The 22558-nt window shown below is 68.4% G+C and carries 25 protein-coding genes and 1 pseudogene; 11 read left to right on the top strand and 15 right to left on the bottom strand.

Annotated elements, in window-relative coordinates:
* The 3 genes from map to ABZX92_RS20240 all read right to left on the bottom strand — a co-directional run.
* The coding region (gene map, locus ABZX92_RS20250; RefSeq protein WP_355561348.1) for a type I methionyl aminopeptidase at positions 1-846 on the bottom strand (846 nt) is incomplete at its 3' end.
* Between the two features lie 192 nt (positions 847-1038).
* Positions 1039-1338 (bottom strand): hypothetical protein, encoded by a 300-nt coding sequence (locus tag ABZX92_RS20245; RefSeq protein ID WP_355561345.1) that lies wholly within the window; start codon positions 1336-1338, stop codon positions 1039-1041.
* A 58-nt stretch (positions 1339-1396) separates the two neighbouring features.
* Entirely contained in the window at positions 1397-1663 is a 267-nt protein-coding gene (locus tag ABZX92_RS20240; RefSeq protein ID WP_355561343.1) for an LLM class flavin-dependent oxidoreductase, read from the bottom strand.
* Positions 1664-1792: 129 nt separating this feature from the next.
* Between ABZX92_RS20240 and ABZX92_RS20235 the strand changes: the two genes are divergently transcribed.
* The 3 genes from ABZX92_RS20235 to ABZX92_RS20225 all read left to right on the top strand — a co-directional run bounded on the left by ABZX92_RS20235 (position 1793) and on the right by ABZX92_RS20225 (position 5566).
* On the top strand, positions 1793-2347 hold the full coding sequence (locus ABZX92_RS20235; protein WP_355561340.1) for an EF-hand domain-containing protein: 555 nt from the start codon (positions 1793-1795) through the stop codon (positions 2345-2347).
* 72 nt (positions 2348-2419) lie between these two features.
* Positions 2420-5110: an AAA family ATPase gene (locus tag ABZX92_RS20230; protein ID WP_355561337.1), complete on the top strand. Its 2691-nt coding sequence runs from the start codon at positions 2420-2422 to the stop codon at positions 5108-5110.
* Between the two features lie 39 nt (positions 5111-5149).
* Positions 5150-5566 (top strand): SRPBCC family protein, encoded by a 417-nt coding sequence (locus tag ABZX92_RS20225; protein WP_355561335.1) that lies wholly within the window; start codon positions 5150-5152, stop codon positions 5564-5566.
* A gap of 654 nt (positions 5567-6220) precedes the next feature.
* On the opposite strand, the gene ABZX92_RS20220 is transcribed toward ABZX92_RS20225, so the two are convergent.
* The gene (locus ABZX92_RS20220; protein WP_355561332.1) at positions 6221-6928 is read right to left on the bottom strand and encodes an alpha/beta hydrolase; all 708 of its coding nucleotides are present in this window, start codon (positions 6926-6928) and stop codon (positions 6221-6223) included.
* A 135-nt stretch (positions 6929-7063) separates the two neighbouring features.
* Between ABZX92_RS20220 and ABZX92_RS20215 the strand changes: the two genes are divergently transcribed.
* The 3 genes from ABZX92_RS20215 (at position 7064) to ABZX92_RS20205 (ending at position 8587) form a co-directional block, all read left to right on the top strand.
* Entirely contained in the window at positions 7064-8026 is a 963-nt protein-coding gene (locus tag ABZX92_RS20215; protein WP_355561329.1) for a transporter, read from the top strand.
* Between the two features lie 19 nt (positions 8027-8045).
* Positions 8046-8333: a hypothetical protein gene (locus ABZX92_RS20210; protein ID WP_355561326.1), complete on the top strand. Its 288-nt coding sequence runs from the start codon at positions 8046-8048 to the stop codon at positions 8331-8333.
* A gap of 77 nt (positions 8334-8410) precedes the next feature.
* Positions 8411-8587: a hypothetical protein gene (locus ABZX92_RS20205; RefSeq protein WP_355561324.1), complete on the top strand. Its 177-nt coding sequence runs from the start codon at positions 8411-8413 to the stop codon at positions 8585-8587.
* On the opposite strand, the gene ABZX92_RS20200 is transcribed toward ABZX92_RS20205, so the two are convergent.
* Positions 8584-10077 (bottom strand): tannase/feruloyl esterase family alpha/beta hydrolase, encoded by a 1494-nt coding sequence (locus ABZX92_RS20200; RefSeq protein WP_355561321.1) that lies wholly within the window; start codon positions 10075-10077, stop codon positions 8584-8586. The two genes, ABZX92_RS20205 and ABZX92_RS20200, sit on opposite strands and share 4 nt — an antisense overlap.
* Positions 10078-10188: 111 nt before the next feature.
* Here ABZX92_RS20200 and ABZX92_RS20195 point away from each other — a divergent pair, with 111 nt between their 5' ends.
* From ABZX92_RS20195 to ABZX92_RS20185, 3 genes and pseudogenes are all read left to right on the top strand, one after another.
* Positions 10189-11691 (top strand): serine/threonine-protein kinase, encoded by a 1503-nt coding sequence (locus tag ABZX92_RS20195; protein WP_355561317.1) that lies wholly within the window; start codon positions 10189-10191, stop codon positions 11689-11691.
* Positions 11692-11759: 68 nt separating this feature from the next.
* Positions 11760-12227, top strand: coding sequence for a cupin domain-containing protein (locus ABZX92_RS20190; protein WP_355561314.1), 468 nt, complete (start codon positions 11760-11762; stop codon positions 12225-12227).
* Between the two features lie 111 nt (positions 12228-12338).
* Positions 12339-12407, top strand: a pseudogene (locus tag ABZX92_RS20185) (penicillin acylase family protein); the annotation flags it as partial.
* 105 nt (positions 12408-12512) lie between these two features.
* Here the strand turns inward: ABZX92_RS20185 and ABZX92_RS20180 are convergent.
* Positions 12513-12707: a ferredoxin gene (locus ABZX92_RS20180; RefSeq protein WP_355561311.1), complete on the bottom strand. Its 195-nt coding sequence runs from the start codon at positions 12705-12707 to the stop codon at positions 12513-12515.
* A 2-nt stretch (positions 12708-12709) separates the two neighbouring features.
* On the bottom strand, positions 12710-13912 hold the full coding sequence (locus tag ABZX92_RS20175; RefSeq protein WP_355561308.1) for a cytochrome P450: 1203 nt from the start codon (positions 13910-13912) through the stop codon (positions 12710-12712).
* Between the two features lie 62 nt (positions 13913-13974).
* On the opposite strand from ABZX92_RS20175, the gene ABZX92_RS20170 reads away from it, so the two are divergent.
* Positions 13975-14613, top strand: coding sequence for a TetR family transcriptional regulator (locus ABZX92_RS20170; RefSeq protein ID WP_355561305.1), 639 nt, complete (start codon positions 13975-13977; stop codon positions 14611-14613).
* On the opposite strand, the gene ABZX92_RS20165 is transcribed toward ABZX92_RS20170, so the two are convergent.
* Entirely contained in the window at positions 14614-14928 is a 315-nt protein-coding gene (locus tag ABZX92_RS20165) for a hypothetical protein (protein WP_355561303.1), read from the bottom strand.
* A gap of 95 nt (positions 14929-15023) precedes the next feature.
* Here ABZX92_RS20165 and ABZX92_RS20160 point away from each other — a divergent pair, with 95 nt between their 5' ends.
* Entirely contained in the window at positions 15024-15602 is a 579-nt protein-coding gene (locus ABZX92_RS20160; RefSeq protein WP_355561300.1) for a TetR/AcrR family transcriptional regulator, read from the top strand.
* On the opposite strand, the gene ABZX92_RS20155 is transcribed toward ABZX92_RS20160, so the two are convergent.
* Genes ABZX92_RS20155 through cysD form a run of 7 tightly spaced genes read right to left on the bottom strand, consistent with a single transcriptional unit; the run spans position 15599 to position 22493 of the window.
* Entirely contained in the window at positions 15599-16270 is a 672-nt protein-coding gene (locus ABZX92_RS20155) for an SDR family oxidoreductase (RefSeq protein ID WP_355561297.1), read from the bottom strand. The two genes, ABZX92_RS20160 and ABZX92_RS20155, sit on opposite strands and share 4 nt — an antisense overlap.
* A gap of 51 nt (positions 16271-16321) precedes the next feature.
* Complete coding sequence (locus ABZX92_RS20150) at positions 16322-16786, bottom strand: SRPBCC domain-containing protein (protein ID WP_355561294.1); 465 nt, start codon at positions 16784-16786, stop codon at positions 16322-16324.
* Entirely contained in the window at positions 16783-17562 is a 780-nt protein-coding gene (locus tag ABZX92_RS20145) for an SDR family oxidoreductase (RefSeq protein ID WP_355561291.1), read from the bottom strand. Before ABZX92_RS20145 ends, ABZX92_RS20150 begins: the two co-directional genes overlap by 4 nt.
* Entirely contained in the window at positions 17562-18710 is a 1149-nt protein-coding gene (locus ABZX92_RS20140) for a sulfotransferase (RefSeq protein ID WP_355561288.1), read from the bottom strand. The genes ABZX92_RS20145 and ABZX92_RS20140 overlap by 1 nt, the downstream gene beginning before the upstream one ends.
* The gene (locus ABZX92_RS20135; RefSeq protein ID WP_355561285.1) at positions 18707-19759 is read right to left on the bottom strand and encodes a DUF1214 domain-containing protein; all 1053 of its coding nucleotides are present in this window, start codon (positions 19757-19759) and stop codon (positions 18707-18709) included. Before ABZX92_RS20135 ends, ABZX92_RS20140 begins: the two co-directional genes overlap by 4 nt.
* Before the next feature lie 59 nt (positions 19760-19818).
* The gene (gene cysC / locus ABZX92_RS20130) at positions 19819-21606 is read right to left on the bottom strand and encodes an adenylyl-sulfate kinase (protein WP_355561282.1); all 1788 of its coding nucleotides are present in this window, start codon (positions 21604-21606) and stop codon (positions 19819-19821) included.
* A complete protein-coding gene (gene cysD, locus ABZX92_RS20125) occupies positions 21606-22493 on the bottom strand; it encodes a sulfate adenylyltransferase subunit CysD (protein ID WP_355561280.1) in 888 nt (295 codons plus the stop codon). The genes cysC and cysD overlap by 1 nt, the downstream gene beginning before the upstream one ends.
* Between the last annotated feature and the right edge of the window lie 65 nt (positions 22494-22558).

Genomic DNA, 22558 nt, shown 5'->3' with positions numbered 1-22558 from the left:
GGTGAAGGTGACGTCGTGGCCGTACTCGGTGTCCGCGACCTGGTACCCGGCGGCCCGCAACGCGTTCTGCTTCCGCTCGTTCGGCCGGCGCGTGAGCACCAACGGCCCGTCCTCGGTGATCGCGACGGTGTGCTCGCTGTGCGCCGTGCGCGACCCATCGGCGGACCGCAACGTCCAGCCGTCGTCGTCAAAAATGATCCGGTCGGTCGTCGCCGCCAGCCACGGCTCGATGGCGATCGTCAGGCCAGGCCGCAACTTCATGCCGTGGCCGCGCTTCCCGTTGTTCGACACGTGCGGCGCCTCGTGCATCGTGCGCCCGATGCCGTGCCCGCCGAACTCCAGGTTCGGCGTGTACCCGAACTCCTTGGCCACCTCACCGATCGAGGCCTCGATGTCGCCCATCCGATTACCGGGCCGCGCGGCCTCGATCGCCGCCTCCAGCGCCACCTCGGTGGCCTGGATGAGGTGCAGGTCCTCGTCCCTGGGCGTGCCCACGATGACCGACACCGCCGAGTCCGCCACCCACCCGTCGATGCCCACCGCGATGTCGAGCGTCAGCAAGTCGCCGTCCTGCAGCACATAGCTCTTCGGCAGCCCGTGCAACACCGCGTCGTTGACCGACAGGCAGATGACGTTGCGGAACGGGCCCCGGCCGAACGACGGCGAGTAGTCCCAGTAGCAGGACTCGGCGCCGCGCTCCTGAATCAGCCGCCGCGCGTGCAGCTCGAGGTCGAGCAGGTTCACGCCGATCGCGGCGGCTGCCGACACCTCTTCGAGCAGTGCGCCGACGAACTGGCCGGTGACGTGCATGCGCGCGATCTCGGCGGGCGACTTGAGTTCGATCAACGTGTTCCTCCGTTAGGCTGGTACCGGTATAACAATACCGGGTCGGCCGGCGACAACGCCTCCACAGGGTGGCCCGATGTCCTGGGTGCCCGCATCTCCTGGGAGGCGTCGTCGATGAGGTGACGGTCGCTGTTGAACTGACGAACCGCTGCGGCCGAAGGCGGCCGGTGCCACAGCGCGAACCTGGGACGCTCAGCCCAGGACGAGGAACTTCCGCACTGCCTCCTGTTCCAACGGACCAAGTCGTGCGGCGAAGGCCGGGTTGTCGGCGGCGAAAGCCAGCAGTGACAGCACGACGTGACCGGTCGCGTTCCGAGCGTCGAGGTCGGCGCCCGAGAGCACGTGCAGCGCGGTGATCAGATAGGAACGAGCACCGGGCGCGGCCTGGCGCAGTGCGCGCCACGCGGCGGGATCCAGCAGGCCGAACGAGATGAGCCCGGTACCGCGCCGACCCGCCGCCGCGGCTGCTTTCGGCCCGAGCGCGGCCACCACGAACTCGATCGGATCGGCTACCAGCGCGGTGTGCAGGAACTGGACGGAACGGACCCGGTCACCCTCGCGGTAGTCGGCAGAACGGCCGGCGCACAGGTCCTGCAGCGCGGCCGTGAAGCTCTCCAGCGCGCAACGAAGGTGACGTCACGCCGATGCCCAGCTTGATGCGGATGGTGGCCGCGGCGCACAGGCTCAGGAAGACGAACGGGTCGCCGTGCGCCATCGGGGTGTCGTAGAGCCAGAAGCTGTCGGAGCCCAGCTCCTCGGCCCGCGCGGCGAGGTCCTCCACACCGGGGCCGGCGGGCGCCACCATGCCGAGTCGCATCGGCTCAGCCCAGGTCCGCGCCACACCCGCAAGCACAGATCGTTCCACTCACACGGTCGAGCTAGGACGATCACCTGGGTGGGCGACGCGGTTTGCGTTGACCGGCATCGCATCTCCACAGTGCCGGGCATGAAGCAGGTGTTGCAGCACAGGATCGACTCGACGTTCGCCCACTACGACGTCGACGGCAACGGCGTCATCGAGCTGGCCGACATCTACGCGCTGGCCAACCGGCTGCTGCGGGCGTTCGGGGAGCCGGCGTCCTCGGAGCGCGGGAGTGAGCTGGTCGACGCGTACGACCGGTTCTGGGAGATGCTGGTCGACCACTGCGATGCCGACCGGGACGGCAAGATCGGGCCCGAGGAGTACCGGGACGCCATGATGGAGGCGTTCGTCGACCACGGGCCGTTCGACGCGGACTTCCTGGAGATCGTGCAGTCGTTGCTGGACCTCGCGGACACCAACGGCGACGGCCGGGTCGACGCGGACGAGTTCGGCGTGCTGCTGAAGGCGCGTGGGCTCAGCGAGGAGGAGTGCGGGATGGCGTTCGCGCACCTCGACACGGACGGCGACGGGGCCATCAGCGTGCAGGAATACGTCGCGGCAGTGCGGGACTACTACACGAACCCCGCCGAGGACACCCCCGGCAGCTGGCTGTACCCGACGTCGCTGCAGCTCACCTGAGCGCGGAACAAAGCAGCGGGCTCACGAATTATCCTAATTAAAGGAGCCCGCTGGAGCCGCTCAGGAGGAACCGTGCCACTGATCGGCCGCGAGGACGACATCAGCTCGATCAGGGCGTACTTCGACAACGCCGGCGTGCGCGGTGGCGCGCTCCTCATCGCCGGTGAGGCCGGGGTCGGCAAGACCGCGGTGCTCGACCAACTCATCCGCGACAAGAGCGACGAGCGGGTGCTGCGCGCGGCCGGGGTGCAGTTCGAGTCGGAGATCGGCTACTCGACGCTCAACCAGCTGCTGATGCCCCTCGACGCCGAGATGCACGCACTGAGCGAGGCCCACCGCACGGCGTTGAGGTGCGCGCTCGGGTTCGAGGTCGGTCCCGTGCCTGACAGGCTCGTGGTGTCGAACGCCGCGTTGCTGCTGCTACGCGCGTTAGCCCAAGAGACACCCATCTTCATCGCCATCGACGACCTGCACTGGATCGACCGTGCGAGCGCCGAGGTCCTCAGCTTCGTGGCGAGAAGGCTCGTCGGCAGCCCGATCGTCTTCGTGGGCGCGTGCCGGACGGCGGAGCGCGGCTTCTTCCAGCAGAGCGGCCTCAACGAGATCGTGCTGCCGCCCCTGGACGTCCCGTCCGCCCGCACCCTCGTCCAGCACCACTTCCCGGACCTCGCACCGGCCGTCCGGAGAAGACTTCTCGAAACCGCGGCCGGAAACCCGCTCGCGCTGCTGGAGCTGCCGTCCGCTTTGGACGGTGCCCAGCGCACCGACTTCACCGCGCTGGGCGAGGTCCTGCCGCTGTCCGAACGACTCCAGGCGATGTTCACGGACCGCGTCAGAGGCCTCCCCGAGCAGACCCGGCTCATGCTGCTGCTGTGCACCCTCGGCGGCTCGATCGACGTCGGCAGGCTCAGAACCGCGGGCGGCACCGCCTGCGTCCTCGACGACCTCGCCCCGGCCGAGAAGGCCAGGCTGGTGCAGACCGGCCCGAACCGGCTCACGTTCCGGCACCCGCTGATCGGCGCGGCGGTCGTCGAAGCCTCCTCCGAGACGGAACGCCGCTGGGCCCACGCCAGGCTGGCCGAGGTCGTGGACGCCCCGGAACGCCGCATCCGCCACCTCGCCGAGTCGGCCATCGACCCGGACGAGGACATCGCGGCCCAGCTGGAGTCCGCCGCCGAAAAACTGATGAAGCGCGGCGACGCGATCGGTGCGGTAACAGCGCTGACCAGGGCCGCGGAACTCAGCCCCGCCCAACGGGACCGCGGCCGCAGACTCGCTGAAGCCGCGTACATCGGCGCCGAGGCCGGCGGCGAGATGGCCACCGCGACGAGACTGCTGGGCGACGCGCGCCAGACCGGTGCGCAGTCGCTCTACGCCGCCGCGGCCGCCGCCCACCTGCTGATCAACAGCGACGGCGACGTCACCACCGCGTACCGGCTGCTGGCGGGTGCGATCGAGGCCGGCGACCACGGGTTCGACGCCGAGAACCCGGTGCTGCTCGAAGCGATGCACAGCCTGATGCTCATCAGCTGGTGGGTGGGCACGGAGGAGTCAGGACGCCACCACCGCGCGCTGGTCGACAAGCTCGTCCCGGAACCGAACCCGGTCACGCGCGTGAACGCTGCGGTGTTCGCCGACCCCGCGAGCGCCACGGAAGAAGACCTCAAGACGCTCGACGCGCTGATCGACTCCGTGACCGACGACGAGGAACCCACGCGGCTGGTCCGGATCGGCACGGCGGCGTTGTTCGGCGACCGGCTGCACCTGATCCGCACCTCGGAACGCCACCTCGTCGAGCTCGGCCGAAAAAGCGAAGTGCCGGCCCGGCGGTACATCGGCGCGCTCATCCACCTCGCGATCGACGCCTTCCACACCGGCCGCTGGGACGAGGCGTGGCAGCTGTGCGACGAGGGCCTGGGCGTGTGCGCCGAGCACGGCTTCCGGTTCTTCCGCTGGTACTTCGACTGGGTGCACGCACTGGTCGCGGCCGGGAGAGGTGAGATCGACGTCGCCCGGCAGCTCACCGACGCCACGATCCGCTGGGCGCAGGCGAACCGTGCGGCCGGCGTCACGTACTTCGCTTGGCAGGCAAGGGGATTGGCGGAGATCGGCGCGGGCGACTACCGAGCGGCCTACGAAGCCGCGACGAACGTCAGCCCAGCAGGAGAACTGACCGCGTTCCGCCCGACCGCGCTGTGGTCCGGCCTCGACCTCGTCGAAGCGGCGCTCCACAGTGGACACAAGCACGAAGCCGAGCAGCACGCCCGGGCAATGGTCGCCACGTCGTCACGCACAAGGCTTCTCGCCACCGCAGCACGCGCACTGGTCGGCGACGAGGCTCTGTTCGAGGAGGCGTTGTCAGGCGAGGACATCTGGCCGTTCGACACGGCACGGGTCCGGCTCCTCCACGGCGAACGTTTGCGCAGGCTCAGAGACACCGGAAGGGCACGAGACCAGCTCACCCTCGCCCACGACGCTTTCGCCGAACTGGGCGCCATCCCGTGGCGTGATCGCGCTGCTGCCGAGTTGCGCGCCACGGGCCTCACCCGGAGCACGAACGAGTCAGAGCTGACCCCGCAGGAACGCGAGATCGCCGAGCTCGCGAGCCGCGGCCTGACCAACAAGCAGATCGGGCAGCAGCTGTTCCTGTCGCACCGGACCGTCGGCGACCATCTCTACAAGATCTTCCCGAAGCTCGGCATCACCAGCCGCGCGGCCCTGCGAGACGCCCTGACCGGCTACGACCGGCGGCCAGTCATCTGACGGATGCTGTCCCGCCAGGTGGGCGCCAAGCTGAGGGGTATGACCGTGAACTGGCCCCCTGGCTGGGGCCCGGACAGCTGCGACAGCTTCGTCAGCCACGAACGCCTCGTCGCAGCACCGGAAAGCGCGGTCTTCGCGCTCGTGACCACCGTCGAGGACTGGCCGAAGTGGCAGCGCGGCACAGACGCCGTCGAGCTCACGGGCAGCGGGTTCGTGGTCACGACAGCCCTGCACACGTTCGACGGCATCGTCGGCGAGCTCGTGGCACCGAACCGGTTCGGCTGGGCGGCGATCTGTGACGGCCTGAGCTTCTACCAGTCGTGGCTGCTCATTCCGGACGAAAACGGGACCCGCGTGCTCTTCCAGGAAGCCTCACGCGGCCCGAGCGCGGTGATGCACGCCACCAGCAGAACCGAGCAAACCCACGACTGGCTCGGGAACATCCCGCCGGTTTAGTCAGTTGTGGGTGACTGTCAGGAGTCGTTACTACCTGGGAGTCGCGATGGACCACCAAGCCGTCTTCGAACAGGCGTGGGCAGCACCGGGCAACACGAAGGTCGACCTGCCTCCGGTGCGGGTCAACGAGGTGCTGCGCGAGCGTTACGACGTGTCGCCGCCGTTCGAGTACACCGGCACGCAGCTGTGGGACATGGAGACCCGCAAGGCGAAGCAGCCGGACGTCTACCTCCCGGGAGTCGTGACACCGGGCAGTGCCGAGAAGTTCCCCAGCACGTGGCACGGCCAGGTCGAGGAGTTCGTCCGCGTGTCCGAGCAGAAGCTGTGGCTCGACCGCGAACGCTCCGAGATCATCATCGAGCAGGTCCGGCTCGACCACGCCCGGCGGCGCGCGTTCTTCGTCGGCGCGGAACGCTTCGAGGCCCCGGACGGCCGCGTCTTCATCGCGGGCAAAGGCCAGCCGATCTTCCACGTCGAGCACTCCGTCGCCGGAACCGAGGAAGATCCGCTGAACCTCTGGGACGTCGTCAACCTGACCGAACAGCCCGATCCCGAGCTGGCGGCGGCTTTCGACCCGATGGCGCACGACCCGTACCTGCGGGTGTTCATCGAGGTGCATCTCCGCGAAGCACTGGGTCGTGCGCTCGTCCGGCGTCAGGCGTTGGCAGCACGCAGGATCAGGCCGGCGACCACGTCCGGCTGCGACGCGAACACCGCGTGCGAGGCGCCTTCGACCGTGACGGTCTCGGCACCGGCCCGCTCCGCCATGAACTTCACCGCGGCGAGGGGAATGTTCTTGTCCGCACCGGCGATCACGAAGTAGCTGGGCAGCCCGCGCCACGCCTGCGCGCCCTCGGCGTTCTCGTTCAACGCCGCGATCGTGATCGGCCGCTGCGTGACGGCCATCCGCCGAGCCGTGTCCACCGGCACGTCAGCGGCGAACTGGCCGTGGTACAGCTCCTGCGCCACGTACGCGTCCTGGCCGCCGTCGGGCAGCGGAACCGTGCGGAGCGTCTCGCCGAGCGAGCTGCCGGGGAACTTGCCGGACAGGCTCGCGCCGCTCTCCCCGGCTTCCGGGGCGAACGCGGCGACGAACACCAGCGCGGTCACGTTGTCCGCGCCGGCACCCGCCTTGCTGATCACCATGCCGCCGTAGGAATGCCCGACCAGCACGACCGGGCCCTCGATCGAGTCGACGAGCGCCCGTACCTGTGCCGCGTCGTGAGCCACTGACCGCAACGGGTTCGCGGCCGCGATGACCGTGTGCCCCTCAGCCTGCAGGCGGTCGGCGACCGGACCCCAGCCGCCGGAGTCCGCGAAAGCACCGTGCACCAGAACGATGGTTGGTTTCATGCCGCCCATCGTGGTCCGGACGGTGACTGGCCAGCGTCCGTCAGATGACTGTCCTCGGCGCGACGGTCATTTGACAGACGTTCCGCCGGTGCCCGGCTCAGCAACATGGCCGACATCTTCGAGCACTGTCCACGGAGGACGTTCATGACCACCACCCTCATCCGCGACGCTCCGGCCGTCCCGGTGGCGCGGATCCCGTTGACCACGTTCGCGATCGGCTTCGGCCTGTCCGGGCTCGCCGGCGCGTGGACGGCGGCGAGCCCCGCGCTCGGTCTGCCGCACGCGGTGTCCCAGGCGTTCTGGGCGGTGGCGGCGATCGCGTGGGTCTGGCTGCTCGTCGCGCACGTCGTTCGTGGCGTGCAAAGCGGGGAACCGCTGCTCGCACAACTGAGGCATCCGGCACAGGGACCGGTCGCGTCACTGGCCCCGGTCACCGCGATGATGCTGGCCGCGCAACTGTTCTCGCATTCGCCGGTGGCCGGTTGGGTGCTGTACCTGGCTGCATTGCTCGCGTCGGCGGTGCTCGCGGCGTTCGTCTTCGGGTTCTGGTTCGAGGGCCGGCTGGAGCTCGCCGCCATGCACCCCGGCTACCTGCTGCCGACCGTCGCGCCGGGGTTCATCGGCGCGGACGTGGCGATGAAGCTCGGCGGCGGCGGGCTCGCGTGGGCGTTGTTCGGCGTCGGCACGTTCTTCGGGGTCGCCATGACCGCGGTCGCCGTGCTGCGCCTGACGTTCTACGGCTCGCTCCCGGACCCGTTGGCGCCCACGATGATGATCCTGCTGGCACCGCCTGCCGTCGCGGGCATCTCGTGGTTCACGTTGAACGGGCACGAGATCGACCCCGTCGCGCAGGCCATGGCCGGACTCGGCGTGGTCCTGCTGCTGATGCAGGCCGGGTTGCTGCCGCGGTACCTGAAGCTGCCGTTCTCGCTGGGCTTCTGGTCGTTCACCTTCCCGCTGGCCGCCGCAGTCGTGCTGACCGAGCAGTGGCTGCAGATCACGCAACCGTTGGGATGGCGCGTGTTGACGGGCGTTCTCGTGGGCGCGCTCACCGTCTTCATCGGCGGTGTGGGTGTCAGGTCACTCTCCGGTGGAATTAGTCACTAATGATGACTATCATGAGCTCATGACTACTTCGGTGGAACTGACCCGCTTCCGCGTCCTGCCCTCGAAGGTCGACCAGCTGCTCGTTGCCCGGCCGGGCATGATCGCCGACTTCCAGGCTGACCGAGTCGGGTTCCTCGGGGCGCGGCTCGTGCGGCTGCCGAACGACGAATGGCTCGACATCGTCGAATGGCGTTCGCCCGCTGACTACGCGGCTTCGAGCGCGAAGGGCGCGAACCTGCCCGGCATCAAAGCGTTCTTCGACGCCATCGACTCACTCGTCAGCGCTGAAGAAGGAGTTCTTTCGTGATTCGCTGTTATGGCACCGAAAGTCCGCGGACGACACTCCGGTCCGGCCGCTCATCGCCGATCTCGTCGAGGACGGGCATGCCGTGTGGAGCATCGAACATCGAGGTCAGCCGGACCCACGCGCGGCAGGCCACCGAGAAGGGCGGCGACGCGAAGTTCGTCGAGTCACCCGGCGCGGACCACTTCCACGTGATCGAACCGGGCGGTCACGCCTGGCCGGTCGCGCGGAAGTGGTTGCAGGACAAGCTCTCCTAGGTGCAGCGGTAGCTGGATGCGACCTTCGGGTCGCCGCCGCGGTAGCGCGACACCTGCGGCAGCGGGCACAGGTCACGAGTGCCGTCGGCGGACGCCCCGGCCAGCACGGCCGGGGCCTTGCCGCGCTCCACCCAGTCGACCAGCGCGCCGAGCGGGTTGACCGGCGCGGCACCGTTGCCGCCGAAGCAGTGGTCGACGCCCGGAGCGAGGAACAGGCGGTAGAAGTCGTTCACGTACCCCATCCGCCGCTCGACGTCCGCGCGGTACTTCAGCGTGCCACCGGGCGGGATCAGCTGGTCGTTGGTGCCGATGAACGTGATCAGCTTGCCGCCGGTGCGCCGGAACGCCGTGAGATCGGGGTTCGACGTGCCGATGACGGAGTCGAACTCGCGCACCGACTGCCGGAACAGGTCCCGGTACTGCTGGTAGGTGAGCTTGGAGGTGTCGAAACCGGGCTGCTTCAGCAGGAAGCTCCCCACCCAGGCGGACGCGACCGGGAAGCCCGGGCCGCCGGGGAAACCGGGAATGTTGCCCGCCAGCCAGATCGGATCCGCACCCTTCGGCAGACCGGACCACAACGACCGGCCGCGCTCGTCGGTCGGACCGTTCCAGATCTTGCGCATGACGTCGGCATCGGCCTCGGAGACCGTCACTTCCTTGCCGTCGCAGACAACGATCTTGCCCACGAGCCGGCGCGGGTCGTAGCCGCACCGGTCCGGCCGGTCGACGATCTGGTTCCGCACCCCGTCCGCGGCGTCGCAAGCTTCCACCGCGGCCTTGCGGAACTCGTTGAGCACGCAGTTGCCGATGATGTGCCCGTCCTGGTTCTGCACGATCTGCGGCCACAAGGTGGCCACGGCGAACTGGGTCCAGTTCACCGCCGGGGCGTTGGCGAGCACACCGTCGTAGTCGTCCGGGAAGTTCTGCGCCTCGGCGTAACCCTGGCGGCCGCCGGTCGAGCACCCGTTCCAGTAGGAGTAGGAGATCGCGCGTCCGTAGTGCTTGCGAACGACGTCCTTGGCGATCAAGGACGACTCGTGCACCGAACGCGTCGCGAAGTTGGTCAGCAAAGTCTTGTCCAGCTGCCCGTCCCGCACCGCCCAGCTGGTGTCGAGGCCGGTCAGCACACCGGCGTCGGTGGTGACCGCGGTGTAGCCGTCCTTCACGGCCTGCACGAACGGCGCCCCGGTGTCACCGGCGGCATACGCGCTGCCGCCGATGCCCTGCAGACGCCCGGACCAGCCGGTCTCGGGAAGCCCGACGACGGTCTTCGCGTGGTCGGAACCGTGCGTCACGGTGATGGTCAACTGGCAGTACGCGGGCACGTCGCCAGCCGCGACGTGGCGCACCGCGTCCACGGACTCGATCCGAGCGCCGGCCGGGGCGGTGACCGCGACCGCCGCACACGAGGTGCTGCTCGCCGACGCGGGCGCGAGTGGCGCCAGGCCGGTCAGGAGCAGGGTTGTTGCCAACAGCTTTGTCAGTCTCACGCCCGCGACGCTAAGCAAGGGCGTTGATCGCTCGCGCCCGTCAGATGACGCTGTGGCCGTACGTCATGGCCGGTTCACCGGACCGGGTGATGGGCTGAGAAACTTCCCGCCATGCGCGAGGTGGGCAACAGACGCTACCGGCTGGTCCGTGAACTGGGGCGGGGCGGCATGGGGGCCGTGTGGCTCGGCCAGGACACGGTGCTCGGCCGGGACGTCGCGGTCAAGGAACTCCTGCTGCCGGGCAACGTGCCCGCCGCCGAGCGAGCTGTCTACCAGGAACGGGTGCTGCGCGAGGCCAGGATCGCGAGCCAGCTGCAGGACCCCGCGGTCGTCACCGTCTACGACCTCATCTCGGAGGACGACCAGACGTTCATCGTGATAGAGCTGATCAAGGCTCCCACGCTGGAAGAGTTGGTGGACCTCGACGGCCCGCTCGACGTGAAGTCCGCCGCCACCCTCGCGCTGCAGCTGCTGAACGCGCTGGAGGCCGCGCACTCCTCGGGTGTCGTGCACCGGGACGTCAAGCCCGGCAACGTGATGGTGCCCGGCAGGGGCACCGCGAAGCTCACCGACTTCGGCATCGCGCAGTCCATCGACGACCCGCGGCTGACCGCGACCGGCACCCTGATCGGCTCGCCCGCGTACATGTCGCCGGAACGTCTCGCGGGCGGCGAGGCGATGCCCGCGTGGGACCTGTGGGCGTTGGGCGCCACGCTCTTCTACGCCACCGAGGGGAAAGGCGCGTTCGACCGGCCCACCACTTCGGCGACGATCCTCGCGGTGATGAGCGAACGACCGGTGCCGCGGGTGACCGGCCCGCTGGGCGAGCTGATCACCGGGTTGCTGGAGCCTGATCCGGACCGCCGGCTGACCGCGGCGGCCGCGCACCGGTTGATCGAACGGGCGCTGCGCTCCACCGAGAGCGAGCTGACCCAGCAGCTCCAGCCCGTCGCACCGGTCACCTCCGCGCCCATGACCGTCAACTCGATGGTCATGGCCCCACCGGTGATCCTCCCGCCGGCTCCCCGCAAACGCCGCCCGATCGCCCTGGTCCTCTCGGCGACGCTGACCCCGTTGTTCCTCGTGGGCGCGCTGGTCCTGTTGTACTTCACGGTGTTCAAGCCGATGTTGGAGGGCGCGGGCCTGACCGGTCCGGAGAGCACACCCGCGATGCAGCCCGTGCTCACCCTCGGACCGGGCGGCGACCTCCCGTACGACGGCCTGCTGGCGTTCCAGAAGGACTGCCTGACCTGGACGCCCGCGAAAGGCGTGCGGAAGATCGAGCAGAAGGACCGGATCGGCTGCTACCTCGGGCACGAGACCGAGGTGCTGGACACGTTCCCGGCCAACTTCGACACCGAGAAGGACGTGCCCTACCCCGGCACCGCCGAGCTGACGAAGATCGGCGGAACCGGGTGCACGCGCACGTTCCTCTCGTCCAAAGTGACCGGTCAGGACAAGGAGAAGACCCTGAAGTACTGGGTGGTCATCCCGACCGAGGAGGCGTGGAAGGTGAAGACGGAGAACGGTTATCGCCGCTCCAGCCGCATCGTCCACTGCTTCGTGGGCAAGGCGGACGGCACCGCGCTGGTCGAACCGCTCATGCAGAGTTAGCACTTCCGGTCACATCCGCACGCGCTCTCGTGTCTTGTAGGTGAGGAACCCACGAGAGGACGGTCGGCATGTCATATCCGGAGAAGGTCTACTTCGGCGACGACGGCGAGGTCAGCGCGAACTTCCGGCCCGCGGACACGCAGCCCGAACACGGTGAACCGGGCAACGGCATCCACTACCTGGCCACCACCGAGGTCACCAAGGGCGAGTTCGGGCTGTACCGGGTCATGATGAAACCCAAGGCGGGCGGGCCGAGCACGCACTTCCACCGCACGATCTCGGAGTCGTTCTACATCCTGAGCGGGACCGTGCGGCTCTACAACGGCGACAAGTGGATCGACGCCGAGCAGGGAGACTTCCTGCACGTGCCGCAGGGCGGGTTGCACGCGTTCCGCAACGACTCCGACGCGCCCGCCGAGATGTTGCTGCTGTTCACACCCGGTGCGCCGCGCGAGGAGTACTTCGAGCGGGTCGCGAGTGTTTCGGCGGAGGAGCTGCCCGAGTTCCGCGACAAGCACGACTCGTACTTCCTCTGACCGGCCGGGCCCGGGGAGTTCGGTGGGCGATGCTCTCGGACCTCTACGACGCGTGGACCGACTGATGAACGTCCCCGGGCTCACCGCCGAGGTCGAGGTGCTGACCGATCGGTGGGTGTGCCGCACATCTACGCAATCGACGAGCACGACCTGTTCCTGGCACAGGGGTTCGTCGCGGCCCGGAGTCGCGTCTCGTGCCGACTCCTGTGTCCTGAGCGCACTCCAGCGCCCGAGGACGGCCTGGGCGAGTTCCGCCACCAGGCCGTGCCCCGGTGCCAGGACGCCCTAGTCCTCCACGACAATCGCCGACGCCGGGCACACCGCCGCCGCGTGCCTGACGTCAGCCAACCGCTCGGCAGGCGGCGAAGCGTCCAGCAAGTCCACCAGCCCGTCGTCGTCCCGCTGGTCGAAGACGTCATCGGCCGCCAGCACACACTGCCCGGCTCCGATGCATTTCCCCTGGTCGACAACAACCTTCACGACTACCTCCAGCTGACGGGAAGCTCGGCGACACCACCGGTGAGCGTGGGCCGCACCTCCAGCTCGTCCAGTTCCTTCGCCAGCCGCAACCCGGGCATCCGCTTGGCCAGCGCCGCGAACACCACGCGCAGCTCGGTGCGGGCAAGCGACGCACCGATGCAGAAGTGGGCACCGTGCCCGAACCCGAGGTGTGTCCTTTCCGGACGGTCGGGGTCGAAGGACTCGGCGTCCGAGTACACCTGGACATCGCGGTTGGCCGAGTTGACCGACAACACCAGCGCGTCGCCGCGCTGGATGGTCACACCGGCGATCTCCACGTCCTCGTGCGCGTACCGCAGCAGCCCGAGATCACCGGGCGCACCGAGACGCATGATCTCCTCGACCACCGCGTCGACGCGGCCCTCCGGATCGGCCACCAGCGCCTCCCACCGCGAGCGTTCGGTGAGCAGGAACAACGTCCCGAGCCCGATGCGGTTGACGGTCGTCTCATGGCCCGCGAACAGCAGACCGACGCACAGCCGGACCATCTGCTCGTAGTCGTACGACGGGTCTTCGGCCTGCGCGCGGACCAGGTCGGAGATCACGTCCTCGCCGAGGTCCGCACGCTTCGTCTCGACCAGCCCGACCATGTAGCGCATGAACTCCTCGTGCGCCACCCGTGCCTCGGCACCGATCGTCACGTTGCCCATCCGCTCGGACAGCCGCCCGAACAGCTCGTGGTCCGACTCCGGCACACCGAGCAGCAGGCAGATCATCGCGACCGGCAACGGGTAGGCGAGCCCGGAGTGCAGGTCGACGACGTCCTCGCCGGAAGTCGTCAACGAGTCCAGGTAGCCGTCGACCAACCGGTGCATGTGGTCGGACAGCCGTCGCATGCGCTTGGCGGAGAACGCCGGCGTCAGCAGGCGGCGCATGCGGGCGTGGTCGGCCTCCTCGGTCTCGTAGTTGCCGGTCGGACCGTCCTGGACGGCGGCGGTCGAGATGCGCGAGGCCTGCTCGGGGTTCGGGTGGGAGCGGCCGAAGCGCTTGTCGCCCAGCAGGAGCTTGACCTCCTCGTAGGAGGTGACGAGCCAGGCGGGGTCGCCGGCCGGGGTGGTGACCGGCGCGATCGGGGCCTCGCGGCGCAGCACCTCGTAGAGCGGGGCGAGGTCGAGGACGTTCGGCCTGGCGAGCGGCAGCTGTAGTCGTTCGGTCACAGAGCTCATACCTCGACCGTAGCGATTATTGGCACTCACTGCCACTAAAGAGTTCGTGGTTGAATCGGGCGATGACGGACGTTGTGACCGAAAAGCCTCGGCGGGGACGGCCGCCGGTGAGCGACGAGCAACGTCAGCGTCAGCGGCTGGAGATCTCGCGCCACGCGGTCCGGCTCTTCGCCGGCCAGGGCGTCGCGGCCACGTCCGGCGAGCAGATCGCCCAGGCGGCGGGAGTCTCGGAACGCACGTTCTGGCGCTACTTCCCGCACAAGGAAGCCTGTGTGGAACCGTTGCTCACCAAGATGGTCAGCGCGTTCTGCGAGGTGCTGCGCGCGTGGCCGGCCGAGCTCGAACTGATCGACCACCTGCGCGAGGCCTACAGGCCGCTGCTCGACGGAGCGTCCGACGAGGACATCGAGGCCGTGCTCGAAGTCGTGCGGCTGACCCAGCACGAACCCGCGCTGCGAGCCGCCTACCTGACCTTGCGCGAACGGGCGGAGCACACGCTGGCCGAGGTGCTGGCCGAACGCACGGGTCTGCCGCAGGACGCCATCGAGATCCGCGTGCAGGCCGCCGCCATCAGTGCGGTGCTCAAGGTGGCGACTGATGATGTCGCCCGGGCCACGGGCAAGGGCGTCACGCGGGACATGCTCGATCTGCACCGCGAGCAGATCGCCAACTCGCTGCGGGGCCTGTCGCAGCTGCGGTAGTCACAGGCCGAAGTTCGACAGCGCCCAGACGAAGCCGACCACCAGCACGATCACCACGACGACACCGACGGTCCCTGCCCAGAGCATCCCCGAGCCGATCGACCGCCACGGTCCCGGGCTCGCGGCCTTGACGACCGCGCCGACCAGGATCGCGCCGATCGCGGTCCAGACGAACGTGTACGCGTACTCGCCACCCTGCCACCCGAGCGACTCCAGGGAGTCGTTCAGGTAGGCGGCGACGGTCAGCACGAGCAGGGCCGCCGTGGCGGTGAAGCCGACGAGCGCGGCACCCCTGGCGCGATCGAGTTCGGTCATGGTTTCGAGAGTGCTCGCGTGGCTCGTCCGCGGGCATCGGTACAACTACGCACGCATAGAAGTCGGCCATCATCTTTCTGGGGTATCCTGCGGGCGTGGGAAGGTCTTCGCGTGCCGACGCGGCACTGCACCGCGAGCAGATCGTGACGGCCACGGCGCAGCTGTTGCGGGAGCGCGGGAGCGCCGGGATCTCCGTGCAGGACGTCATGGGCGCCGCCGGGTTGAGCCACGGCGGGTTCTACAAGCACTTCGCGTCCAAGGACGAGCTGCTCGGCATCGCGACCGAGACCGCGTTCCAGTCCGTGCTCGCCCGGATCGCGGACCTCACCGACCGCGAGGGCGCCTGGGACGAGTTCGTCGGCGAATACCTGTCCGTCGACCACCGCGACTCTCCCGGCACGGGTTGCGCGAACACCGCTCTGGCGACGGAGTCCGCTCGTGCCGCTGACGACGCGCCGTTGCGCGCGGCGTACGCGGCCGGGCTGGAGCGGATGATCGAGTTCCTGGTCGGGCTCAAGGGCCTGCCGGACGACCAGGAAGTGGCCCGCCGCCGGGCTCTGGTCGATCTCGCCACGCTGGTCGGCGCCCTCACGATGGCTCGTGCCACCGGGAGGACGCCGTTGTCCGGGGAGATCCTGGAAACCGTGCGCGACGAGCTCGCGTCCCGCCGCTAGCCCGCGAGCCCTGCCTTGACGGTGCGGGTGAGGTCGTCCGCGAGGATCTCGGGCAGCCCCGCGGCGAACCCGTCGAGCGCGATCTTGGCGACCAGCTCCGGATCGATCTTGTCCTCCTTCGGCACGAACGCGGCCATGTCGGTGTCCATGTACGCGACGTGAAGAGCGCTGACCTGGATGTTCTTCTCGGCCAGCTCGGCGCGGGTGGCGTTGGTCAACGCCCACGCCGCCGCCTTGGCCGCCGAGTAGGCGCCGTACTGCGGCAGATGCGCCCAGGCCAGCACCGACAGCACGTTCAGGATGCCGCCACCCCCGTTGCCCGCGATGACAGGGGCGAACGCGCGCGTGGTGGCCAGAGTGCCGAAGTAGTGCGTCTCCATTTCGAGCTTGATGTCCTGGAGGTCGCCGCCGGTCAGTCGCGCGCCCGTCGCCACGCCGGCGTTGTTGATGAGCAGCGTTGCGTCCACTGCGGTTTTGGCGGCTTCTTCGATCGACTCAGGCTTGGTCACGTCCAGGTAGAGCGGCGTGACGCCCGGCAGGTCGATGGTCTCGGGGCGGCGGGAGGTCGCGTAGACCTTGGCGCCGCGTTCCAGTAGTTGAGCTGCGAGGACGCGGCCCAGGCCGCGGTTGGCGCCGGTTACCACGGCGATGGCGTTGGTCAGTTCCACTCGCTTAGATTACAGTCATCATCTATTTTGGCAAGTTGGGGGCCGAGCTCCCTACACAGGGCGAGTGGTCGCGCGCAGCGAGATCACGCGAGCGCGAAGTGCCTGCGCGACGGAGTCGAACCCGTTCTTCACGTACTCGCCCTGCGCGGCGAACACGGCATCCGCGTACTTACCGGTGAACGTCTCGAACGTCCGATAACTGCACCGTTCCTCCCCGAGCGGCGTGATCACCTGGTCGCGCGTACCGAGCAGCCCGGGAAACGTGTCCCCGGTGTCGTACCGCAGCAACCGAGGCGGATCGACGACGCGGATGTACTCGCGGCTGACCCAGGTCCCCTCGCTGCCGTCGGGCTTGGGCAAGGTCAGGTCGATCGGCGAGTCCACCGCCAGAGTCGTGGAAACCGCCAGCGTGTAAGGATTCCACTGTGGATAGTTCGGGTAGTCGAGCAGCACCGACCACACGAACGCGGCCGGAGCGTCGATCTCCACGACAACCGATTCGATGAGGTGGCTCATGCCGGCATGTACTCCCCGCCGTTGACGTCCAGAGTCGCCCCGGTCACCTCAGAGGCCAAGCGGGACAACAGGAACAGCACCGCACCGGCGCAGGCTTCGTCGGTCGGGATCCGCCCCAGCGGGTTGAGGGCGGCGATCTCGTCGTACACGGCCTGCTCTGACACGCCGCGGGAATCAGCCGTCATCTTGAGGTAGAACCGCACGCCCGGGCCGTCCAGCCAGCCCATCACGGCCTGGTTGCAGCGGATGCCGTGAGAACCCAGCTCCAGCGCCAGGAACTGGGTCGCCGTGGCCATCGCCGCCTTGGCCACCGCGTAGCCCGCCTCGCCGCGCATCGGCTTGCGGGTGGTCATGGTGCCGATGTTCACGATCGAGCCGCGTCCGGCGGCCTTCATGTGCGGCACGACCTCGCGGGTCACGTTCAACGCCCCGTAGAGGATGATGTCCATCGAGCGGCGGATCGCCTTCTCCGGTGTGTCCAGCAGGTCGAAGAAGCCGGGGTGGCCGAAGGCCGAGTTGACCAGGCCCGTCACGGTGCCGAACCGGTCGACGGCCGTGGACACCAATGCCGCGACGTCTTCAGCCTTCCGGACATCGCACTGCACACCAACGGCTTCACCGCCGGCGGCCAGGACGTCCTTCTCGACCTGCTTCATCACGTCGGCGGAGCGGGCGGCCATGACGACCTTGGCGCCTTCCGCGGCCGCGCGGAGGGCCAGTTTCGAGCCCATGCCAGGGCCGACGCCGGTGATGATCACGACTTCGTCTTGCAGCATCACAGGTAGACCTCCGAGTAGAAGGCGAAGTCGCGTTCCAGCTGGTCTTCGGAGAGGCCGAAGTCCGTCGGGGTGTAGGAATGCGAGCCGTGGCGTTCGGTGCGGTTCCGGGTCAGGTATGCCTCGAACGCGGCGTCGTCGGCCGGGCCGGCGGGCAGGCCCAGCTCGTCGAGGACTTGGCGGGCCACTTCCAGAGGCTTGCTCACGGTGTCGGCGAAACGGACGTCGACGAAGCGGTCGGGGCGGGCCGAGCGGGCTGTGGCGAAGTCGTTGAGTGTCATGGCGAAGCGGCGGGACCAGTACTGTCCAATTCGGACCGGATCGATGTTCTCGCTGTACTGGGCGGACATCGCGCGCACCATCGAGGCGTAGGACGGGACGGCGTTGACCGGGGAGCGGTGGGTCATCACGATCTTGCAGTCCGGGAAGGTGTCGAGGACGGTGTCGACCGCGGTCAGGTGGTGTGGTGACTTGAGGACCCAGGGGAGGCCCCGGTCCGGGCTCTGCCACTGCAGGACTTGCAGCCACTCGCGCAGCTCGCGGTAGGCCGGGGACTGGTCGGTGGAGCGCAGCCAGTCGCCGTAGGACGGGACCCGGTAGAACGAGTCGTAGCTCATCGACACGAAGGTTCGGTCGAGGAGCAGGACGTCTTCTTCCGGGCCGTCCCAGACGACGGTGTGCAGGTCGCCGAAGTCGGGGGAGAGCTGGGCGAACATCTGCATGCGTTCCTGGGCGCGGCGTTTGCGGTCCGGGGCGTCGGGGGCCTCGCCGGGGAACGGGATCGGGTACGCGACTTCCCAGGAGAGGGTGGAGGTTACCTGGGGGGAGGCGGAGAGCAGGCGGTGCAGGAGGGTGGAGCCGGTGCGGGGGAGGCCGCAGATCTCGGCGGCCACGCGCACTTCGATGTCGAGTATCGAGGGATGTGCGCGTTGCAGCGCGCGGAGTCGGAGTCGATCGGCCAGCAGCGCGGTGAGGCGGTGCCTGGTCAGCTCGAAGCCCAGCGGGGACAGGGCGGCCTCGGTGTTGAGGCTGCGGACGAGCACGTCGAGCGGCTCGCGGAACCAGTCGTCGCCGAAGTCGGTGAGCCCCGTCTTGGCGCTCGCCTTGTCCAGCAGCTCCGAGACGTTCAGCTCGGTCGTCACCGTCATCGCATCTCCTCCAGGGGAACCACGCGGCACTTCGGGATCGGGTGAACGGATGCGCCCAGCCAACGGAGCAGCGCGGTGCCGGAGTTGTGGCCGCACGTGTCGATCCAGTTGCCCACGCCGGGATCGCTGGCGGCCACCACGATCGTCAGCCGGCCGTCCGCGTCCAACGACGCCGTGTGCTTGTTGACCGTGATCTGGCGGCGGTGGTCGAGCGACTCCATCCACCAGTTGTCGAGCTGGAAGTTCCAGTACGGGCAGTCCGGCACGTCGGTCTCGATCACCCACGCCTCGCCGGGGCGCAAGGACCAGTAGCCGTGCAGGTAGAAGATCTCCGGATCACCGCCTGCCCGCTGGAACATCTCCTGGCCGAAGTCCGGGAGCTCGTTGGGGCGGGCGGCGAACGTCCGGGTCCAGTGCGCGAACGTCGCCGCGGTGCCGTGTACCGACAAAGCCGCTCGCTGCAACGCCTTGGCCAAGAACTCGGAAGTCAGCGGAGCAGGTTCGAGAGGCCCGTCGATCTGCTCGATGTGCCACGTGCCGGGCACTTCCGAAGTCCGGTCGAGATATGTCTGGCGCACCACGAGACCGGTCGAGTCCGGGGCCAGCGGAAGCCAGTTCGGGCCCTGTTGAACTGCGCTCGCGATGATCTCCACCGTGCCGTCCGGGGAGATCGTGAGGTCCGCGCCGGACAGCTCGCCGGTCGACGCCATCGTGCCGTCCTTGGCGTACCGGTTGGCCTTCGAGCCGATGCTGAAGTACGCGATGGTGCCGCGGGTGCCGGTGATGCGGTAGGTGCGGTCGCCGCGGATGTTCGCGGACAGGTAGACGTTGTCCGGGTTGTCCGCGCCGATCTTCACCAGGTCGAGCTCGTGGAAGCGCGGGAAGTCGGGATCGGCGTTGTCCAGGCAGGAGTACAGCATCTCGCGGGTCAGCCGGGCGAGGTAGCGATAGCCCTCGGCTCGGTCCAGCGGGGTGTCCGGGCCGGAGGCGATCACCTCACCGGCCTTCTCCAACGCCTGGCAGAACTGCGACCACGCCTGATCCGGCACGGGGACCCTCCCGAATTTAGAACGTGTTCTAGCTGAACATACCTGATTCTGGACAACGTTCAACAGACGCCGAGCGAGCGCAGTCGTGCCACCACGGCGGAGGCGGCCTGCGCGGGGCTCAGTGCGGTGGTGTCGAGCCTGATCTCCGGGTTCTCCGGTGGTTCGTAGGGCGAGTCGATGCCGGTGAAGTTCGCCAGCTCGCCGCGCCTGGCCCGTGCGTACAAGCCCTTGGGATCACGTTGCTCGGCGACGGCCAGCGGGGTGTCGACGAAGACCTCGCAGAACTCGTTCTCGGCCACCAGTTCGCGCGCCAGCGCACGTTCGGCGCGGAACGGGGAGATGAACGAGACCAGCACGATCAAGCCCGCGTCGACCATCAGCGCGGCGACCTCGGCGATCCGGCGGATGTTCTCGACGCGGTCGGCGTCGGAGAAACCGAGGTCCTTGTTCAAGCCGTGCCGCACGTTGTCGCCGTCCAGCAGGAACGTGTGCCTGCCTGCCGAGTGCAGTGCCTTCTCGACCAGGTCGGCGATCGTGGACTTGCCCGCGCCGGACAACCCGGTCAGCCACACCACGCACGGCCGGTGCCCGTTCCGTGAGATACGTGCCTGTTTGTCGACGGTCAGCGTCTGCCAGCGGAGGTTCGACGAGCGCAGCGCGAAATCGATCATCCCGGCGCCGACCGTGGCGTTCGTCAGTCGATCGAGCACCACGAACGAGCCCAGGTCGCGGTTGGTGCGGTAGCTCTCGAACGGCACGGGCGCCTCGAAGTGCACGCTGTCGGTGCCGATCTCGTTGAGCTGCAACGCCTTCGTGGCGGTGAAGCCCACGGTTCGCGCGCCGATCTTGGCCAGGTACTGCCTGCCGGGCAGCAACCCGTTCTCGTTCAACCAGACGAGCTTCGCCTGGAACGCGTCGGCCACACCAGGTGGGTCTTCGGCTGCCGCCAACACATCTCCGCGACTCGCGTCCACGTCATCGGCGAGCACCACGGTGACCGACGATCCCTTGGGCGCTTCAGCGAGATCGCCGTCCATCGTGACGATTCGTTCCACAGTGGAGGTTCGCTCACCGGCGCGAACCTCGTCGCCCTGGCGCAAGGTTCCGCGCAGCACCCGCCCGGAGAAGCCGCGGAACGACGCGTCCGGGCGGTTGACCCACTGCACGAGGAATCGCGACGGACCGTCGCCCTCGGCCTCGATGACCACCGACTCCAGCCACTGCAGCAGCGTTTTCCCGTCGTACCAAGGCGTCAGCTCGCTGTGGCCGACCACGTTGACGCCCTCGGTCGCCGACATCGGCACACAGGTGATCTCCGCGAAGTCCAGCTCGGCGGCGAACGCGGCGAACTCGGCCTTGACCTTCTCGAACGCGTCCTGCGAGTAGCCCAGCAGATCGAGCTTGTTCACGGCGACAGCGATGTGCCGAATGCCGAGCAACGACACGATCCGCGCGTGCCGCCGCGTCTGGCTGAGCACACCCTTGCGCGCGTCCAGCAGGATCACCGCGGCATCGGCGGTCGACGCGCCCGTGACCATGTTGCGCGTGTACTGCTCGTGCCCCGGCGTGTCCGCGACGATGAACCGCCGCGCCTCCGTGGCGAAGAACCGGTACGCCACATCGATCGTGATGCCCTGCTCGCGTTCCGCGGCCAGCCCGTCGACCAGCAGCGCGAAGTCCAGCTCGCCACCACGAGTCCCCACGCGCCGGGAGTCAGCCTCCAGAGCCGCCAAATGGTCCGCGTACAACAGTTTCGACTCGTAGAGCAGACGGCCGATCAGCGTGCTCTTGCCGTCGTCCACGCTGCCGCAGGTGATGAACCGCAGCAACGATCTCTGGAGCTCCATCAGAAGTACCCCTCCTGCTTCTTGCGCTCCATCGAGCCGCTCTGGTCGTGGTCGATCAGCCGCCCCTGCCGCTCGGACGTGGTCGTGGCCCGCATCTCCTCGACGATCTCGGAGACCGTCCGCGCCGCACTGCGCACCGCCCCGGTCAGCGGATAGCAGCCCAGCGTGCGGAACCGGACGAGCTCGGTGCGCGGCAGCTCGGACAGCGGCATCCGGTCGTCGTCCACCATGATCAGCAGGCCGTCGCGGTCCACCACCGGCCGCTGCGCCGCGAAGTACAGCGGCACCACGGGGATCCGCTCGCGCTCGACGTACCGCCACACGTCGAGCTCGGTCCAGTTCGACAGCGGGAACACCCGGATGCTCTCGCCGGGCGCGACCCGCGTGTTGTAGAGCCGCCACAGCTCCGGCCGCTGGTTCTTCGGGTCCCACCGGTGCTGCGCGGTGCGGAACGAGAACACTCTTTCCTTGGCGCGTGAGGCTTCCTCGTCCCGTCGAGCGCCGCCGAACGCGACGTCGAACCGGCCGGCGTCCAGCGCCTGCCGCAGCCCCTGGGTCTTCCAGAGGTCGGTGTGCCGCGCCGAACCGTGGTCGAACGGGTTGATGCCCAGCGCCACGCACTCCGGGTTGCGGTGCACGATCAGGTCCAGGCCGAGAGAGGCCGCCGTGGAGTCCCGGAACGCGATCATCTCCCGGAACTTCCACGTGGTGTCCACGTGCAGCAACGGGAACGGCGGCTTCGACGGGTAGAAGGCCTTGCGCGCCAAGTGGAGCAGTACCGAGCTGTCCTTGCCGATCGAGTACAGCAGGACCGGCCGTTCACTCTCCGCGACGGCCTCGCGGAAGATGTCGATGCTGTCGGCTTCGAGCGTGTCCAAGTGGTCCACGCACCGACGGTAGCAACCAAACCGAACAACGTTCAATATGCTTTTGAACGTTGTTCAAAGTAGGA

The sequence above is a fragment of the Lentzea sp. NPDC006480 genome (genome assembly GCF_040611995.1).
Classification (GTDB): domain Bacteria; phylum Actinomycetota; class Actinomycetes; order Mycobacteriales; family Pseudonocardiaceae; genus Lentzea.
Note: the sequence above shows the minus strand (reverse complement) of the source record. Positions and strands in the feature narration are given on the sequence as shown.